Annotated in this window: 17 protein-coding genes; 13 read left to right on the forward strand and 4 right to left on the reverse strand. The window is 68.6% G+C overall.

Annotated elements, in window-relative coordinates; genetic code table 11:
• The first annotated feature begins 42 nt into the window (after window positions 1–42).
• Window positions 43–1,713 carry a calcium-binding protein gene (locus tag HSX43_RS04495; RefSeq protein WP_179378908.1) on the forward strand — a complete coding sequence of 557 codons (1,671 nt, stop codon included), beginning with the start codon at window positions 43–45 and terminating at the stop codon, window positions 1,711–1,713.
• Window positions 1,714–1,744: 31 nt separating this feature from the next.
• Here HSX43_RS04495 and HSX43_RS04500 read toward each other — a convergent pair whose 3' ends face one another.
• Window positions 1,745–2,563: a sulfotransferase family protein gene (locus tag HSX43_RS04500; RefSeq protein ID WP_179378909.1), complete on the reverse strand. Its 819-nt coding sequence runs from the start codon at window positions 2,561–2,563 to the stop codon at window positions 1,745–1,747.
• Between the two features lie 115 nt (window positions 2,564–2,678).
• Here HSX43_RS04500 and HSX43_RS04505 point away from each other — a divergent pair, with 115 nt between their 5' ends.
• Window positions 2,679–4,256 (forward strand): DUF5928 domain-containing protein, encoded by a 1,578-nt coding sequence (locus HSX43_RS04505; protein ID WP_179378910.1) that lies wholly within the window; start codon window positions 2,679–2,681, stop codon window positions 4,254–4,256.
• A gap of 33 nt (window positions 4,257–4,289) precedes the next feature.
• Here the strand turns inward: HSX43_RS04505 and HSX43_RS04510 are convergent, their stop codons facing one another.
• Entirely contained in the window at window positions 4,290–5,504 is a 1,215-nt protein-coding gene (locus HSX43_RS04510; RefSeq protein ID WP_179378911.1) for an FAD-dependent monooxygenase, read from the reverse strand.
• A gap of 233 nt (window positions 5,505–5,737) precedes the next feature.
• On the opposite strand from HSX43_RS04510, the gene HSX43_RS04515 reads away from it, so the two are divergent.
• From HSX43_RS04515 to HSX43_RS04560, 10 genes are all read left to right on the forward strand, one after another.
• The gene (locus HSX43_RS04515; protein ID WP_179378912.1) at window positions 5,738–6,109 is read left to right on the forward strand and encodes a histidine triad nucleotide-binding protein; all 372 of its coding nucleotides are present in this window, start codon (window positions 5,738–5,740) and stop codon (window positions 6,107–6,109) included.
• Window positions 6,110–6,308: 199 nt separating this feature from the next.
• Entirely contained in the window at window positions 6,309–7,049 is a 741-nt protein-coding gene (locus tag HSX43_RS04520) for a DUF3750 domain-containing protein (RefSeq protein WP_179378913.1), read from the forward strand.
• Window positions 7,050–7,229: 180 nt separating this feature from the next.
• Entirely contained in the window at window positions 7,230–7,439 is a 210-nt protein-coding gene (locus HSX43_RS04525; protein ID WP_179378914.1) for a DUF6732 family protein, read from the forward strand.
• Between the two features lie 11 nt (window positions 7,440–7,450).
• Window positions 7,451–8,638: a sirohydrochlorin chelatase gene (locus HSX43_RS04530; RefSeq protein ID WP_179379269.1), complete on the forward strand. Its 1,188-nt coding sequence runs from the start codon at window positions 7,451–7,453 to the stop codon at window positions 8,636–8,638.
• The gene (locus tag HSX43_RS04535; RefSeq protein ID WP_179378915.1) at window positions 8,635–9,264 is read left to right on the forward strand and encodes a precorrin-8X methylmutase; all 630 of its coding nucleotides are present in this window, start codon (window positions 8,635–8,637) and stop codon (window positions 9,262–9,264) included. Before HSX43_RS04530 ends, HSX43_RS04535 begins: the two co-directional genes overlap by 4 nt.
• A 9-nt stretch (window positions 9,265–9,273) precedes the next feature.
• Window positions 9,274–10,479 carry a precorrin-6y C5,15-methyltransferase (decarboxylating) subunit CbiE gene (gene cbiE / locus HSX43_RS04540; RefSeq protein ID WP_179378916.1) on the forward strand — a complete coding sequence of 402 codons (1,206 nt, stop codon included), beginning with the start codon at window positions 9,274–9,276 and terminating at the stop codon, window positions 10,477–10,479.
• Window positions 10,476–11,171 (forward strand): precorrin-2 C(20)-methyltransferase, encoded by a 696-nt coding sequence (gene cobI / locus HSX43_RS04545; RefSeq protein ID WP_179379270.1) that lies wholly within the window; start codon window positions 10,476–10,478, stop codon window positions 11,169–11,171. Before cbiE ends, cobI begins: the two co-directional genes overlap by 4 nt.
• Window positions 11,162–13,006, forward strand: coding sequence for a precorrin-3B C(17)-methyltransferase (cobJ, locus tag HSX43_RS04550; RefSeq protein ID WP_179378917.1), 1,845 nt, complete (start codon window positions 11,162–11,164; stop codon window positions 13,004–13,006). Before cobI ends, cobJ begins: the two co-directional genes overlap by 10 nt.
• Window positions 13,007–13,025: 19 nt before the next feature.
• Window positions 13,026–13,793, forward strand: a complete 768-nt coding sequence (gene cobM, locus HSX43_RS04555; RefSeq protein WP_179378918.1) for a precorrin-4 C(11)-methyltransferase — start codon at window positions 13,026–13,028, stop codon at window positions 13,791–13,793.
• 130 nt (window positions 13,794–13,923) lie between these two features.
• The gene (locus tag HSX43_RS04560) at window positions 13,924–14,313 is read left to right on the forward strand and encodes a hypothetical protein (protein WP_179378919.1); all 390 of its coding nucleotides are present in this window, start codon (window positions 13,924–13,926) and stop codon (window positions 14,311–14,313) included.
• Here the strand turns inward: HSX43_RS04560 and HSX43_RS04565 are convergent.
• Complete coding sequence (locus tag HSX43_RS04565) at window positions 14,295–15,107, reverse strand: M15 family metallopeptidase (RefSeq protein WP_179378920.1); 813 nt, start codon at window positions 15,105–15,107, stop codon at window positions 14,295–14,297. The two genes, HSX43_RS04560 and HSX43_RS04565, sit on opposite strands and share 19 nt — an antisense overlap.
• A 63-nt stretch (window positions 15,108–15,170) precedes the next feature.
• On the opposite strand from HSX43_RS04565, the gene HSX43_RS04570 reads away from it, so the two are divergent.
• Complete coding sequence (locus HSX43_RS04570) at window positions 15,171–16,025, forward strand: D-amino-acid transaminase (protein WP_179378921.1); 855 nt, start codon at window positions 15,171–15,173, stop codon at window positions 16,023–16,025.
• Between the two features lie 108 nt (window positions 16,026–16,133).
• Here the strand turns inward: HSX43_RS04570 and HSX43_RS04575 are convergent, their stop codons facing one another.
• Complete coding sequence (locus tag HSX43_RS04575; protein WP_179378922.1) at window positions 16,134–17,195, reverse strand: endonuclease/exonuclease/phosphatase family protein; 1,062 nt, start codon at window positions 17,193–17,195, stop codon at window positions 16,134–16,136.
• Window positions 17,196–17,246 lie beyond the last annotated feature (51 nt).

Here is a 17,246-nt window from a genome sequence, read left to right on the forward strand (position 1 = left end):
CCAAGATCCTGTCGAACACTTCCGGAACAAAGGGCATTCTCCATGGCGGCTACTTTCCTGACCACCGATCAGACCACATCCGTTGCAGTCGATGACTCCGATACGGTGACGCTTCTGCCGGGTGTCTTCCTGACGACACAGGGCGCGGCGTTCACCAGCGCGTCGACCGATCTCGACGACGCACGTGTCAATGTTCTGGGGACCGTTGCCACTGGGGCCGACGGGATCGACTTCGACACCTCCGTGGGGTCGGTCACGTCCACGCGGGTCAACATCGGAGGGCAGGGCGCGATCTTCGCGCAGGGGTTCGGAATCGTCTTCGGGGAGGGAAGCGAAAACCGTATCCAGAACCTCGGCACGATATCGGCGACCTCGAGCGCGGTCTTCCTGCGGGACCAGACCGGTGCGCAGATCGAGAACCACGGCGTCATACAATCGGAATTCGGATCGGCGATCGAAACTCTCGCGGGCTCGGGACCGACGACGATCTTCAATGCCGGAACGCTTTCCGGTCTCGGTGCGGAGCCGAGCGGCGGAGGCGATGTCGCCGCGGCGGTGAACGGCGAGGATCTGCTGCTGCAGAACACCGGCCTGATCGTCGGACGCGGCGGTGTGGCCCTGAATTTTCTTGGCACGGTCGGCCAGCTCACGAACTCGGGCGTCGTACAGGGCGCGGTCGTCTCGGCGTCCGGGACGCAGCTGAAGATCCTGAACAGCGGCGAGATTTCCGGCCCGGTCACCTTCGGTGACATGGCGGATACCTACGACGGACGGGGCGGCGGTCATGTGGTCGGTACCGTCTCGGGCGGGACCGGCGCGGATACGCTCATCGGTGGCACGCTGGAGGACCGGTTCGACGGCGACGAGGGCGACGACCGTCTCCTGGGGCTCGACGGGGCGGATACGCTCGACGGGGGGCTCGGCGAGGACGAGATCCTGGGCGGGGGCGGCGACGACCTCATCGACGGGGGCGCGAACGACGACGAGATCCTCGGGGGCTCGGGCGACGACCTCATCGACGGCGGCTCGGGGGCCGACATGATCCGCGGCGAGAGCGGCGACGACACGATCGAGGGCGGCTCGGCGAGCGACACGATCGACGGCGGCTCGGGCGAGGAGAACATCAACGCGGGCTCGAGCGGCGATCTGGTCTTCGGGCGCGGCGGGGCCGACTTCATCCGCGGCGACAGCGGCTCGGACACGATAGAGGGCGGCGCGGGGGCGGATACGATCTCGGGCGGGACGGCCTTCGACGTGATCGACGGCGGCTCGGGCGACGATCGCATCTTCGGTGGTGCCAATGAGGACACGCTGCGCGGCAGCACCGGCGACGACAGCCTCTTCGGCGGTTCGGGCGACGACAGCCTGCGGGGCGGCTCGGGCGAGGATACGCTCTCGGGCGACGCCGGGCAGGATACGCTCTCGGGCGGAGCGGGAGCGGACGTCTTCGTCTTCGACGCCGTCTCCGACAGCGCGCAGGGCGGTACGACGCGCGACCTGATCCTCGACTTCGAGGCGGGCACGGACCGGATCGACCTCTCCGCGCTCGGCGATCTGACCTTCGTCGCGGAGTACACCGGGGCCGCGGGCGAGGTGCGCTACAACGGGAACATCGGCCGGCTCTACGTCGATATCGACGGCGACCGGGCCTCGGACTTCGCCGTCGATCTCGCCGGCGACCCGGCCCTGACGGAGGACGACCTCATCCTCTGACCCGAAGGGCCCCGGTTGGGGCCCTCCGTCCTCAGTCGCTCAGTTTCGCGTGGATCTCGTCGAGATCGACCTCGCCGAGGGGCATCTTGTTCCCCGGGTTCTCGAAGTCGTAGCGGAAGAGCTTGAAGTCGCGGTGGTAGATTTCCCAGACGAGGTGCATCGACAGATCGTCGAAGTAGTCCTCGACCGGATGCGCGCGCTTCGGTCCGTGGCCCTCGCTCTCGTTGAAGCGCGGCACCTCCGAAAGGTCGACGCTCACCGGCGTCTCGATGTTGTCCAGCACCACCTGCATCCCGTCGTTGAACCGTTCGGTGAAGACCACGTGGTCGTAGCGCCCGCCGTTCGAGATGAATGTCCCGACATGGCCGGCCATGGCCGACCAGTGGATATCGGGATCCATCGGCCGGCGGAAGCGGATGGTGTCGCGCGCGAAAAGCAGGAAACGCCGGAACGAGGCGATCTGGTCGAAGTCGAACCCGTCCTCGGGCGAGCCGACCTCGACGCCGTACTGGGCGCAGAGTTTCGGGACCATGTTACCCCGGTAGCGTTTGCCGTTTCGCTGGATGCCAGCGATCTTGTCGAAGAAGGACGACAGGATCCGCGTATAGGGATTGCGCACGCAGGTGAACGCGTAGGACTTATGCGCCTTGGCGTTCGCCTCGATCAGCGGCTGGCTGTCGGGCTGGGCCCATTTGTGCAGGCCGCTCGTGCTGTCGTGGATGTCGCCGTCGAAGAAACGGCCGTGGTCGGAGTAGAACATGATCTGCCCGATCGAGGAGCAGGCGCACTTCGGCACCACCCGGTACACCGCGCTCTCGCTCTCCGTCATCCATGTGCCGGGAAATCCCATGTCGTACCCTCGTCTCGAACTTCGCGGCATCAAAGCCGCAATCCCCGGTTTCTTCAACGCCCCGGGGCCGCTATTGCAAGGAAACTGTGGCTGAAATCGGGTGGTCCGACGGGATATGGCGAAGATCGCATTCATCCTTCTGTGTCACAAGGACCCGGACGCCATCATCGAGCAGGCCGACGGGCTGACGGCCACGGGCGACTACGTGTCGATCCACTTCGACGCCTCCGCGCCGGCTGCCGCGTTCTCCCACATCGAGGCCGGGCTGCGGGACAATCCGAATGTCGTTCTCGTCCGGCGGCGCGTGAAATGCGGCTGGGGCGAATGGTCGCTCGTGCGGGCGACGCTCAACGCGGTCGAGGCGGCGGTCGACGCCTTTCCGCGGGCAACCCATTTCTACATGGTCTCGGGCGACTGTCGTCCGATCAAATCGGCAGAACACGCCCATAGCTTCCTCGATGCGCGCGACGTCGACTATATCGAGAGTTTCGATTTCTTCACCTCCGACTGGATCAAGACGGGGATGAAGGAGGATCGGCTGATCTATCGCCACTTCGTCAACGAACGCAGCAACAAGCGGCTCTTCTACAACCTCCTCGAGGTGCAGCGCCGGCTGGGGCTGGAGCGGTCGATCCCGCGGGATATCGACGTCATGATCGGGTCGCAATGGTGGTGCCTGCGCCGGGCGACCGTGGGGAAGATCCTCGACTTCCTGCGCAGCCGCCGCGACGTGATCCGCTTTTTCTCGACGACCTGGATCCCCGACGAGACGTTCTTCCAGACCCTCGTGCGCCACCTCGTTCCGCGTGGCGAGATCGACACCCGCACGCTCACCTTCCTGATGTTCACCGACTACGGGATGCCGGCGACTTTCTACGACGACCACTACGACCTTCTGCTCAGCCAGGATTTCCTCTTCGCCCGGAAGATCTCGCCCGAGGCCTCGGCGCTAAAGGAACGGCTCGACGCGCTCTGGAACTCCGGGCGCACGGATTTTCCGATCGCCGGCGACGGTAAGCGGCTCTTCACCTTCCTCACCCAGAGAGGCCGCACGGGCCGCCGCTTCGCCACGCGGTTCTGGGAGCGGGAGGCGACGCTCGGGCGCGATCGCGAGCTCGTCGTCCTGATCTGCAAGAAGTACCACGTGGCCAAGCGGCTTGCGCAGGCGCTGCGCGATCATCAGGTCATTCCCGCGATCGACTACCTCTTCGACGAGGAGGCGACCGAGATGCCCGATCTCGGCGGGATCGAGTCGACCCTCGCGAAACGTCACCGCCACCGCCGCGCGCTCCTGCGGATGCTGTTTCGCCAGATGGGGACGGACCGGCTCGCCATCTGTCTCGATCCGGCGAATTTCGATCTGCTGCAGGATCTGCACGGCGACCGGGCCACGATCCGCACGCTCCTCATAGATTGCAGCTTCGACGACGCCTACCTCGAGGGGCACGCCACGCGGAACGGACTCATCGGCGACAAGACCCCCCGCACGACCATCGAACGGCTCCTTCCCACCGTGGCGCAGGACTTCCGCTCGGAGACGCTCGCCATCCGCGAGGCGGACCTGCCCGGCATCCACCGCATTTCGGAGGGCGCGGAGACGGCCGCGAATGCAGCCGTGCTCGAGGCGACCTTCGACATCGACATGCAGACGGCGCAGTCGCTGGCCGAGACGCGCTACCTCTTCGAGGATTGACGCCCGGGTCGGTATACGTGCCCTGTGGTGCGCTCAGGCCGCGCGATGCGCCGAAGCCGACCAGTCGTACTCCGGCAGATCGAAGCGGTTCTCGTCATCGCCCGACCCGCCGTCGAAGAGCGCGGCGAAAGCCTGAACCGGTGCGGAGGCCGCGACACCCGCCCCGAGATTGATGAGACGCACCTTGAACCTCGACTGCGCGTAGGCGAGCGCAGGCACACCCGGCGGCAGCTTCTGAGCCTCGGTCGCGAAGGGTTTGAAACGCTCTTCGTATGCGGCGAAGGCCGCGCGCGGATCGTCATGACGGGTCAGCTCGCCCGCGAGCACATAGGCTCCGATCACAGCGAGGGTCGTTCCCATTCCGGTATAGGGCGTCGGGCAATGCGCGGCATCGCCCGCAAGGCCGCAGCGGCCGTTCGACCAGCGGTCTGCCTTGATCTGATGCAGCGGACCCAGAAAGATGTCGTCCACATCCGCAAGCGCTTCCCGGAGGCGGTCGGCTTCCCATCCCGCGCCGTCCAGCCGCGTCCGCAGCCTTTCTTTCTTGTCGGCGAGCGTCATATGCGGCGGATCGCTTTCATCGGAGAGGAAGTTCACCGACGCCCGCATCATGCCCTGGTTGTCGGGGCGCAGGAAGGCCACGATCCCGTTCGGGCTGGTATACCAGCGCCACCAGCCGTTATCGCGTTCGAGGCGGGGGACGGTGAAATAGGACGACCAGCATCCAAGGTAGTCCTCATGGCCGCCCTCGCCGATGATGCGCGCGCGGGTATCGGAGTTCATGCCGTCCGCGGCGATCACCACGTCGAAGCGGCCGGTCGAGCCGTCGTCGAAGGTGACGTCGACCGCCTCGCCGTCGTCGTCGAGGCCGGTGATCGTCGTGCCGAACCGATATGTCACGGTGTCCGGCGTCGCGCCGACCAGGATATCGACGAGCTCACCGCGCAAGATCTCGATCTCGCGGGTCAACGAACCTTCGGCCTCGACGGGAAACTCCGCCGTCGCTTCGTTCCGGGTATCGACGAACTGCAATCCCCTTTCCCCGGTGTGTCGCGCGGCGATCTCGCCGGTGAGGCCCATCCGTTCGACCACGTCGCGGGCCGCGTCGGTCAGGTCGATGTTCTGGCCGCCCAGGCGCAGGCTTTCGGCGCGCTCGACGACCGTGACGTGCCATCCTCCCTTGGCGAGCCAGTAGGCGAGCGTGGGGCCGGACACCCCCGCGCCGGAGATCAATGCCGTTCGTGCCATCTCGATGTCCTTTCCCGGTCTGTCCCGAAAGGATCGCGTGAGGTCACCGTCGGGATGCATGTTCCTTGGGGTCGTTGGCTCAGGGGGTGTGCAGGCGTCCCCCGCAGAGCCAACGACCCCGGTCGACAACGGTTCCGATGGGCAAGGGCTCGCGGATGGATCGCCTCCGCCCGGTCCATTGCCCCGGGCCTGCCGGCATGGTCAGATCGCCGCAAACATCCCCGGAGAGCCCCATGCCCGACTACGACGACCAGAATATCTTCGCCCGGATCCTGCGCGGCGAGATCCCGAACGACACGGTGACTGAGAGCGAGCATACGCTCGCGTTCAACGACATCACGCCGCAGGCCCCGGTGCATGTTCTGGTGATCCCGAAGGGGGCCTACGTCGACTACGCCGACTTCCACGCGAATGCCTCCGACGCCGAGATCGCCGATCTGCACCGGACCGCCGCGCGGATCTGCGCCGAGCGGGGGGTGACGGCCTCGGGCTTCCGCACGATCTCGAACGCTGGCGAACATGCGGTGCAGGAGGTGCCGCATTTCCACCTTCACCTGCTCGGCGGGCGGCCGCTCGGGCGGATGCTGGCGCGCGCGGCGGAGTGATGCGCCTGCCGCGACCGCATCACGCACCGTCTCGACGCCGCCACACTCGCCATGTTCGATCGCGCGGCAAAGGGTCTTTTCCCGGTCCGACCTGCCGCAAGAGAACGTTCCCGGCTTTGACGGGCCATCCTGACCGGCGACACGCGACCGTGAGAGGTATTGTCTTGCCCAACACCGGCCAAGTCCAGATAGTCGCTGGATGATCCGCCGCCTCCTCGCCCGCCTGTTGCTCGCCTTCGCGTTCTGTTTCCTGTTGCCCGTGACGGCCTCCACGCTCTGGTGGACGACGATCGAGCGGCCCGGAAGCTGGCGCGCCGCCGATTGGTCGAGTGCGGGCGTGCTGCCTGCCGCCTCCGAGGTGCCCGAGGCCGTCATCCACGTCATGGGCGCGCGGACCGGCGGGCTCAAGGGCGCGGCCTCCGTCCATTCATGGCTCGTCTGGAAACCGGCCGGGATCGCACCCTGGACGCGGGCCGAGGTCGTCGGCTGGGGCCGCCCCGTGCGCCGCGACGCCTATGCGCCCGACGCGCGCTGGTACTCGAACGAACCGTTCCTGATCGGCTCGCTCGTCGGAGAGGCCGCCGCCGCCCTCGTCCCCGCGATCGAGGCGACGGTCGATGCCTATCCCTTCGCCGAGCGCGGATCCTACGTCATGTGGCCGGGACCCAATTCCAATACCTTCGTCGCCCATGTTCTGCGCGAGCATCCCGAGATCGGCGTCGCCCTTCCGCCCCATGCCGTGGGCAAGGACTACCTCGGCGCGGGCCTGCGGGCCCGGCGCGATGCGGGCGGCGACCTTCACCTCTCGGCCTGGGGCTATGCCGGCCTCTCGGTCGGCCCGCGCCGCGGGCTGGAGATCAACCTTCTGGGGCAGACCTTCGGCCTCGACCTCGCGCATCCGGCGCTGAAGCTTCCGGGGATCGGACGCGTCGGCACCTGACGGCATTCGGTCGGGAATCGCGTTGCACGCGCGGCCCGCGCCCGATACCCCTTGCGGCAGACGACGCCCCCGCCGGGGGCCGGACAGGTGGCCCGCGCGCGCCGACCCAGACAGGGGGCGAGAGCCGGGCATCGTCTGAACCCCGGACGCGGGCGGCTCACCGCTGCGAAAGGTCCGCCCATGCGCTTCCTGCCTCTCCTCTTACTTGCCGCGCCCGCCGGGGCGCATACCGGCCACATCGGCGAACTCGGCGGCCATGACCATTGGGCGCTCGGCGTCGGGATCGGCGTGATCGTCGGGGCTGCCGTGATCGGCTGGATCAAGGGCGGCAAGCAGGAAGAAGAGCCCGAGGAGGAGACCGTCGAGGAGAGCGAGGAGCAGAAGGCGTGAAGACCGGCGTGATGATCTGCGGCCACGGCAGCCGGGCCCAATCGGCCGTCGACGAATTCGCCACGCTCGCCGAAAAGCTGCCGGCGCATCTGCCGGCCGACTGGGAGGTGGACTACGGCTACCTCGAGTTCGCCAATCCCGTGATCCGCGACGGCCTTGATCGCCTGCGCGAGAAGGGGTGCGACCGGATCCTGGCCGTGCCTGGGATGCTCTTCGCGGCCATGCACGCCAAGAATGACATCCCGACGGTCCTCAACACCTATGCCGAGACTCATGGCCTCGACGTGCGCTATGGCCGGGAGCTCGGGGTCGACCCGAAGATGATCGCCGCCGCCGGGGCGCGGATCGAGGCCGCCATGGCCGAAGCCGATGCGACCCAAGGGGTCGTTGACCGCCACGACACCTGCCTCGTCGTGATCGGGCGTGGCGCGTCCGACCCGGATGCCAACGGGAACGTCGCCAAGATCGCGCGAATGCTGCACGAGGGGCTGGGCTTCGGCTGGCTCGAGGTCGGGTTCTCCGGCGTGACCTTCCCGCTTGTGGAGCCGTGCATGAGCCACGCGGCGAAGCTCGGCTACAAGCGGATCGTCGTCTTCCCGTATTTCCTCTTCTCCGGCATCCTGATCGACCGCATCTACGGCTTCACCGATCAGGTCGCCGCCGCCCATCCGGGCACGCAATTCGTCAAGGCGGGCTACCTGGGCGACCATCCCAAGGTGCTGGAAACCTTCGCAGAGCGGGTAATGGAGCAGACCTCCGCCACGCCGCCGCCCAACTGCGGCACCTGCGCCTATCGCACCCAGATCCTCGCCAGCGCGGGCGGGACGCCCGTGACCATCCCGGCCGAGGCCCGGGCCAACCACCCGGCGTTTTCCGACACGCCACCGCCGACCTGTGTGCTCTGCAAGTACCGCACCGCCGTTCTCGGCTTCGAGGCCGAGGTCGGGGCCGTGCAGGAAAGCCATCACCACCATGTCGAGGGTCAGGGGGCTTCCGCCCCCGGCTCGAACGTCGCCGACTGCAGGCTCTGCGACACCTTCTGCACAGGCCTCTGCCGGCTCGAAGCGCAGGACCATCACCACCACCATCATTCTCACGATCACGATCACGACCACGATCACCACCATCACCACCACGCGCCCTATCCCCATGCCAGGCACCCGCACGGCCCGGAATCGGCACGAAAGGCGCGGGCGTGAGACCCTACGAAAAGGACCCGGGGGCGATCTACGCCGCCTCCTTCGCGACCGTCCGCAACGAGGCACCGCTGACGCGGTTTCCCGCTGACGTGGCCGAGGTGGCGGTGCGTGTGATCCACGCCTGCGGCATGGTCGAGATCGCGGACCGGCTCGACTTTTCCGAGGATGTCGCGGCCTCCGCCGTTGCCGCGCTCAACGCCGGCGCGCCAGTCTATGCCGACTGCGAGATGGTCGCCGCGGGCGTCACCCGCCGCCTGCTGCCGGGCACGGAGATCCGCTGCACCCTGAATGACGCCCGCGTCCCCGACCTGGCGCAAGATATGGGCACCACGCGCTCCGCCGCAGCCGTCGATCTCTGGGAGACCGAGGGGGCCGTCATCGCCATCGGCAATGCGCCGACCGCGCTCTTCCGCCTGCTGGAGCGGCTCGATGACGGTGCACCGAAGCCCGCAGCGATCCTCGGCTTTCCCGTGGGCTTTGTCGGTGCGGCGGAATCGAAGGCCGAGCTTGCGCAGCGTCCGCGCGGCACGCCCTTTCTCACCCTGCGGGGCCGCAAGGGCGGAAGCGCGATGGCCTCTGCTGCCGTCAACGCGCTCGGCATCCTCGCCGGCGGGGGCGTGCAGTGAGGCAGTCCGGTGTCTGACGCGCCCTGGCTCCATATCGTCGGCATCGGCGAGGACGGGCTCGACGGGCTGACGCCGGCCACCCGCGCCGTCGTGGAGGCGGCGGAGGTCATCGTGGGGGGTGACCGGCACCATACGCTCGCGGGCGCGGCTACGGCGCGACGTCTCGCTTGGCCCAGCCCCTTCGACGCGCTGATCGACCAGCTTTCGGCCTTGCGCGGCCAGCGGGTCGTCGTACTCGCGACGGGAGATCCGCTCTGGTTCAGCGTCGGTGCCCGGATCGGGCGCGCGATCCCACCCGGGCAGATCGTCTATCACCCGCAGCTTTCGGCCTTCCAACTTGCCAGCGTGCGCATGGGCTGGTCGATGGCCGACCTCGAGACGCTGACCGTGCATGGCCGCCCGGTCGAGCAGATGATCGCCTTCATCCAGCCCGATGCACGGCTGCTGATCCTGACCACGGGGGCCGACACGCCCGAGAAGATCGCGGCCTTCTTGACCGCGCGCGGTTTCGGTAAGTCGCGAATGACCGTTCTCGCAAATATGGGCGGCCCGGACGAGGCCCGCTTTGACGGCGTGGCCGAGAGCTGGGATCACACCGTCCCGGCTTTCAACACGCTTGCCGTCGAGTGCATCGCCGCGCCCGACGCCGCGCTCCTGCCGCGGGTGCCGGGGCTCGACGACGCGCTCTTCCGCTCGGACGGCACGATGACGAAACGCGAGGTGCGCGCGGCGACATTGGCCAAGCTCATGCCGATGCGCGGCGCGCTCCTGTGGGATATCGGCACCGGATCGGGCTCGGTCGCCATCGAGTGGATCCGCGCCGCCCGCTCCGCCCGCGCCATCGGGATCGAACCGCGCGCCGACCGCCGCGCCATGGCGGCCGAGAACGCACTCGCCCTCGGCGCACCGCGGCTCGACCTGCGGGAGGGCGAGGTGCCGGCGGCGCTCGACGGGTTGCCGCCACCGGATGCGGTGTTCATCGGTGGTGGGCTCTCGGAGGCGGTGTTCGACCACGCCTATGCAGCGCTCAAACCTCTCGGCCGGCTCGTCGCCAACGCCGTGACGCTCGAGACCGAGGCACTCCTGATCGCGCTCCACCGCAAACACGGCGGCGACCTCGCGCGGCTCTCGGTCGATCGGGCCGAACCCGTGGGCCGGTACCACGGCTGGCGGCCGGCGATGACGGTGACGCAATGGTCGCTGGTGAAGCGATGACGGGCACGCTCTACGGCGTCGGCCTCGGGCCGGGCGATCCGGACCTCGTGACCCGCCGTGCCGCCCGGTTGATCGAGGGCGCGGGCGTCGTGGCGTACCCGAGCCTTGCCGGGGGCGATAGCTTCGCGCGCGCCATCGCCGCCGATCTGATCCGGCCGGATGCCGAGGAAATCCGCATGGACGTGCCGATGACGCGAGAGCGGTCCCCCGCGCAGGCGGCTTACGACGCGGGGGCCGACCGCATCGCAACGGCGCTGGAGGCGGGCCAGGACGTGGTCTGTCTGTGCGAGGGCGATCCGCTGTTCTACGGCAGCTTCATGTATGTCTACGCGCGCCTGAAGGACCGTTTCCCGGTCGAGGTCGTGCCCGGCGTCACCTCCGTCACCGCCTGCGCCGCCGCCGCCGGGATGCCACTCTCCGCGCGCAACGAAGTGATGACGGTCCTGCCGGGCCCTCTGCCGGACGATGCCCTGCGCGAGCACTTGCGCACCGCCGATACGCTTGTGGTAATGAAGGTCGGGCGGCATCTGCCGCGCCTGCGGACGCTTCTTGCCGCCGAGGGATTGTCCGGCACCTACATCGCGCGCGCGACGCTCGGGGCGGAGGTCGTCCTGCCGCTCGCCGAGGCGCCCGACGACGCGCCCTATTTCTCCATGATCCTCGTCACGAAAGGAGCCGATCCGTGGCTCTGACCCCTATCGTCCTTGCCCTGAACGCCGCCGGGGAGGCCACCGCGCGGCGCGTGGCCGCCGCGCTCGACTGCCCGCTGCACGGTCGTGCCGGGCGGACGGATGCGGAGATCACCTTCCCGAACGCGCTTGACCACGCGCGCGACCTCTTCGTTGCCGGGCACGCCGTCGTTGGTGTCTGCGCGAGTGGCATCCTGATCCGGGCCGTCGCGCCGCTGCTGTCGGACAAGACCACGGAGCCGCCGGTGATCTCGGTCTCCGACGACGGGGCGGTCGTGGTGCCTCTCCTCGGGGGGCACCGGGGCGCGAACCGGCTGACGCGTGAAATCGCCGCGGCGCTGAACGCCACCGCCGCCGTCACGACAGCGGGCGACCTGGCCCTTGGAATTGCGCTGGACGAGCCGCCGGCGGGCTGGGCGCTGCACGACGGAGCGGCGGCGAAGTCGGTGATGGCCGGGCTGCTGGCCGGCGACCCATACATCCTTGCGGGCGAGGCGGATTGGCTGGCACCGATCGCGGCCCTGCCGAACGTCGCGACCGAGGATCTTCGGGTCGCGGACGGGCGGCGCGCGATCCTCGTCCCACGCGTCGGCGGCCGGCCGGATTTCGCTGCGCCACATCTCGTCTTCGATGCCCGAACCCACGCGCTGGGCGTCGGCTGCGCCCGCGACGCGGAGCCGGAGGAATTGTGGCAGAACGTGCAGCATGTCCTCGCTGAGGCGGGGGTCTCGCCCGGGGCCGTGGCCTCGGTCAACACGCTGGACCTGAAGCTGGACGAACCTGCGATGAATGCGCTGGCCGCGCGGCTCGACGTGCTTTTGCGGGCGTTCACCGCCGAGGAACTCGCGGGTATCGCAGTGCCGACACCCTCGGACGTGGTGCGCGCCGAGGTCGGTACGTCATCCGTCGCGGAGGCCAGCGCGCTCGCCGCGAGCGCGGGACAGATCGTGGTGACGAAGCGGAAGACGGCGAACACGACCGCGGCGCTCGCCCGCGCCGCCGCACCCATCACGGAACGTCGCGGCCGCGCGCGAGGTCGACTCTCGATCGTGTCGATCGGGCCCGGGCAGGCGAGTTGGCGCACGCCCGAGGCCAGCCGTCTCGTGCAGGAGGCGGAGGAGCTGGTGGGCTACGGGCTCTACATCGACCTGCTCGGGCCGCTTGCCGCCGGCAAGCCGCGCGCCGACTTCCCGCTGGGGGGCGAGGAGGCGCGATGCCGTCATGCGCTGGAACGGGCGGGCGAGGGACGCAATGTCGCGCTCATCTGTTCGGGCGACGCGGGCATCTACGCGATGGGCGCGCTCGTCTTCGAGCTGATGGCGCGGACGGACGACAGCGCCGTCTCGGATGCCGCGCGGCGCGTGGAGGTCGTCTGTACGCCGGGCGTCAGTGCGCTGCAGGCTGCCGCCGCCCGCGCTGGCGCGCCGCTCGGGCATGACTTCTGCGCGATCTCGCTGTCGGACCTGCTGACCCCGCGCGAGGACATCGTGAAACGGCTGCGGGCGGCGGCGGAAGGCGATTTCGTCATCGCCTTCTACAACCCCGTCTCGAAGCGCCGCCGCACGCTGCTGGCCGAAGCGCGGGACATCCTTCTGCGGCACCGCCCGGCCGACACGCCCGTGATGCTCGCCACCTCGCTCGGCCGGCCCGAAGAGCATCTGCGCTATCGCCGGCTCGACGAGCTGGAAGTCGACGAGGTCGACATGCTGACCGTCGTACTCGTGGGCTCCAGCCACTCGCGCCTCGTCTCGACGGGCGACGGCGCGCGGATGTTCACGCCACGGGGCTATGCGCGCCGGATGGCGGGGGGCGATCTGCCGGCGGGCGTCGGACTATGAGTATTTGGGAAGCGGAGACATGACGGTTCACTTCATCGGCGCGGGTCCGGGCGACCCGGAACTCCTGACCCTGAAGGCGCAGCGGCTGATCCGGTCATGCCCGGTCTGTCTCTATGCCGGGTCGCTCGTGCCCGAGGCGGTCGTCGCCGAGGCCCCCGAGGGCGCACGGGTGCGCGACACCGCGTCGATGACGCTGGAGGAGACGCACGCCGAAATCGTCGCGGCCCACGGGCGCGGCGAGGACGTGGCACGCGTCCATTCCGGCGATCCGTCGCTCTATGGCGCGATCGCCGAGCAGATCCGCCTCCTGCGGCGCGACGGCATCCCCTACGACATCTGCCCCGGCGTGCCGGCCTATGCCGCCGCCGCCGCGGCGCTCGGTCAGGAACTGACGGTTCCCGAGATCGCGCAGTCCATCGTGCTCACGCGGGTGAGCATGAAATCGACCTCCATGCCTCCGCGCGAGACTTTGGAGAACTTCGGCCGCACCGGCGCGACGCTGGCCATCCACCTCGGCATCCGCAACCTGCGGGAGATCGAGCGCGTGCTGACGCCACACTATGGATCGGATTGCCCCGTTGTCGTGGCCTACCGCGTCGGCTGGCCGGACGAGACCTTCCTCAGGGGCACGCTCTCGGACATCCACGGCAAGGTGCGGGCCGAGAAGATCACGCGGACGGCCCTGATTCTCGTCGGACCGGCCCTCGGCGATCTTGGCGATTTCAAGGATTCCGCGCTCTACGATCCGGCCGTTCCGCATGTGCTGAGGCCCCGAACAAGGGCCTGAGCGACACGCGAGTCCGCGCGTTATCGGCGTTTTGCAAAGCCTTCATTGACTCTTTACGTTCCGGTGCCAGTCTTTGGCACGAGGAGTGAAGCGGCGCGTTCGCGCGCATGTCCAGGTTGAGGAACACACCATGTCCAAGTCGGAGATCTCCGAAGCCGATCTCTACCACCTGCCCGTCGAAGTGCGGGAGGGTCTTGCCCTTGCGCGCAAACGGGACCGGCGGGCGACGGGCGGGCGATTGCGCGTTCAGATGGGCGAGACGTGGTTCCCGATCGTCACCTTCGACGACGCGGGGTTCGAGGTGCCGCTCGAGGCCTTTGCCGGTGCTCCGAACCTGCGGGGCCTGGTGGAGATCCACGACGGCCCGCGTCTGATCCGTACGGTGCTCATCATCGCGGGCGAGCCGACGGGCGATACCATGCGCTACGACTTCAAGCGCGCGACTGCCGCCAGGGCGCAGGCCCCCGTCGACTACGAGCGGGCGAGCGATATTCCGGCGGGCTATATCGCGCCGACCTGAGCGTCGCCGATCAGCGCGGTCGAGTAGTAGGCGGCTGCCGCCCTGGTCAGCCGTGCCCACATCTGGTCGCCCAGCGAGAAGTGCCACCATTCCGTCGGGTTGTTGGCGAAGCCGGCTTCCGCCATCAGCCAGTAGAGCAGCCGCCGATTGGCGCGCGCCTCTCTCTGCGAGAAGGCGAGGCCTTCCGGCTCTGCCTCGAGCGCATCGGTGTTCGAGGCGGCCGAGACGTCGTCGAAGATCGTCCCCATGAACAGCTCCGCGCCGTCCCGCGCGCGGATCGTCAGGTCCACGGCCGCTCCCGTCGCATGGGGCGGCGGCGAGAGCGGGTCGATCGGGCCGTCCGCGCCCCTGGCCCAGTATCGCTCCACCTCCGTCCCGATACGGGTCGCGTCCCATTCCGGATGCAGCGCGCGGAGCCGCGCCGGCATCCAGCGGTCGTGAAAATGGTTCTGGACCGCGATGGGCCGCCAGGCGTCGAAGACCCAGAGCTCCAGCCCGTAGTCGGCGAGCCGCGCGTTCACGCCCGCAAGCCGCTCGATCAGCGGGCGCCGCAGCAGAAGCGCCGACGTACTCCCCTCGATCCGCGCGTGGTAGGGCGCGGTCGGCCTGTGGTAGGCGTTTTCGCCCCTGAGGCCATGGTCGCGGATCTCCTCCAACGGGTCGGCTCCGCGCGGATCCGACAGGTCGATGGCGTGGTCGCGATAGCCGGGCCGCAACCCGGCGGCTCGCGCGACTTCCTCGCCCAGAGGGCGGTCGCGCAGGGCGGCAAGCGGGCCTTCGAGGAGTGTCAGCATGGGCGCAGGCTTGACCCCTCGCGCCGCCTTTCGCAAGAGAAAGCAAGAGCGAGGGAGAGCGACATGCGCACAGTCTACGTCAATGGCGACTACCTGCCCGAGGACGAGGCCCGGATTTCCGTCTTCGATCGGGGGTTCCTCTTTGCCGATGGCGTCTACGAGGTGACGAGCGTTCTGGACGGCAAGCTCGTGGACTTCCCGGGGCATGCGGCGCGGTTGCAGCGGTCGATGGACGAGCTTGCCATGGAGGCCGAGATCGACATGGACGACCTGCTGGAGATCCACCGGGAGCTGATCCGCCGCAACGACCTGACCGAGGGGCTGATCTATCTGCAGGTGACGCGGGGCGCGGCCGACCGCGATTTCCTCTATCCCGCGTCGGAGACGCCGCCCACGATCGTCCTTTTCACCCAGTCGAAGCCCGGCCTCGCCGAGAGCCCGATGGCAAAGACGGGCATGAAGATCGTCACCATCCCCGACCGCCGCTGGGGCCGGCGCGACATCAAGACGGTGCAGCTGCTCTACCCGTCGATGGGCAAGATGGAAGCCAAGCGCGCGGGGGCCGACGATGCCTGGATGGTCGAGGACGGGCATGTGACCGAGGGCACGTCGAACAACGCCTATATCGTCAAGGACGGCGTCATCGTGACGCGTCATCTGGGCGAGGAGATCCTGCACGGGATTACGCGCAAGGCCGTGCTCGCCTTCGCGCGGGAGGCCCAGATGAAGGTCGAGGAGCGGCCCTTCACCGTCGAGGAGGCGCTGGCCGCCGATGAGGCCTTCGTCACGTCGGCGAGCAGCTTCGTGATGCCGGTGGTGGAGATCGACGGGCAGACGATCGGGGCCGGCACGCCGGGGGCCACCGTCGCCCGCCTGCGGGAGATCTACCTCGACGAGATGCGCAAGGCGGCCATCTGAACGCTTCGGTTCCGGCCGACGTCATCGTCGGGCTTGACCCGACGATCTACCGCTGCAGGCGCGCCAGCATCGGAGACGCGCGCGTCGAGACCGACCACTGCGATCCCGCTACCCACTCAGCGGCACCCCGAGATCAACCCAGATCGGCCGGTGATCGCTCGGCCGCTTCTCGCGCGCCGCGCCGGAGCCCTCGACCTCCACCTCGAAGGCCGAATGGGCGATGCCCGCGTCCACCACGCGCTCGCGCATGGCGGGCGACACCGCGAAGTGGTCGAGGAGCAGGGGCCGGTCGTCGATCCCGTCGACGTAGTCGTCGAACCGCGCGGTGAAGAGTTCGGGCGCGGGGACCCGCGCGATCAGCGGGTGATGGAAGATCAGCTCGGGATAGAAGGTCGAGCCGAGCACGATGTCGGCGACGTTGTGCGTCAGATAGCTGCGCTCGAAGAGGTCGCGCCCCGGCCCGTCGTTGAAATCTCCCGTCACGACGATGCGGGCCGCGCCGTCGTCCTGCAGCAAGGCGTCCAGGTAGCCGCGCAGGCGAAAGCCTTCTGCAGAGATGCGCCGTCGCGCCTCGAGGGCCTGGACCACGAACTCCTGCCGACGGTTCGGATTGCGCCACAGACTCTCGCCGAACTGCACGTACTTGGATTTGGCGTGCAGCACCACGACCCGAACGGGCGCGGAGCCGATCGGGTCGACGTCGACGACGAGCGGCTGACGGGTGAAGTCGTAGCCTTCCAGCAGCATGTCGCCGTTGACGTCGGCCTCCCAGATGTCTTCGAGCGCGCGCGTGGCCGTGTCGTCGGCCCGCTCCATCGCCCGCGCGCGTCCTCCCTCGCGACGCAGCACGTAGAGCGACTGCGCACCGCCGTCGCCCTTGATCGCTTCCCACGCGGCCCCGGTCGCAGGGCTCAGGATGTCGTCGATGAAGAGTCGCATCTCCGCCGGGCTGCTGGGCCCTTCCTGGACGCAGAGCACGTCCGGCGCGAGCGCCGCGATGACGCGGGCGACCCGCCCGGCCGTCTCGCGCGCGGCCTCGGGCGGCGTGCCGGTGGCGGGGCGCATCTCGCCGTTCACCTCGCGGGCCGGCTTGAAGGTGCCCCAGACCGGGGTGTCGTTGCCTCCGATCCAGCGGTTCATCCACTCGATGTTCCAGTTGACGATCCGCATGGTCGTGCCCTCCTGTCCGAAACTCTAGCAGAGGGAGCACAATCGAGTGCA

This window comes from Jannaschia marina (genome assembly GCF_013404595.1).
GTDB lineage: Bacteria > Pseudomonadota > Alphaproteobacteria > Rhodobacterales > Rhodobacteraceae > Jannaschia > Jannaschia marina.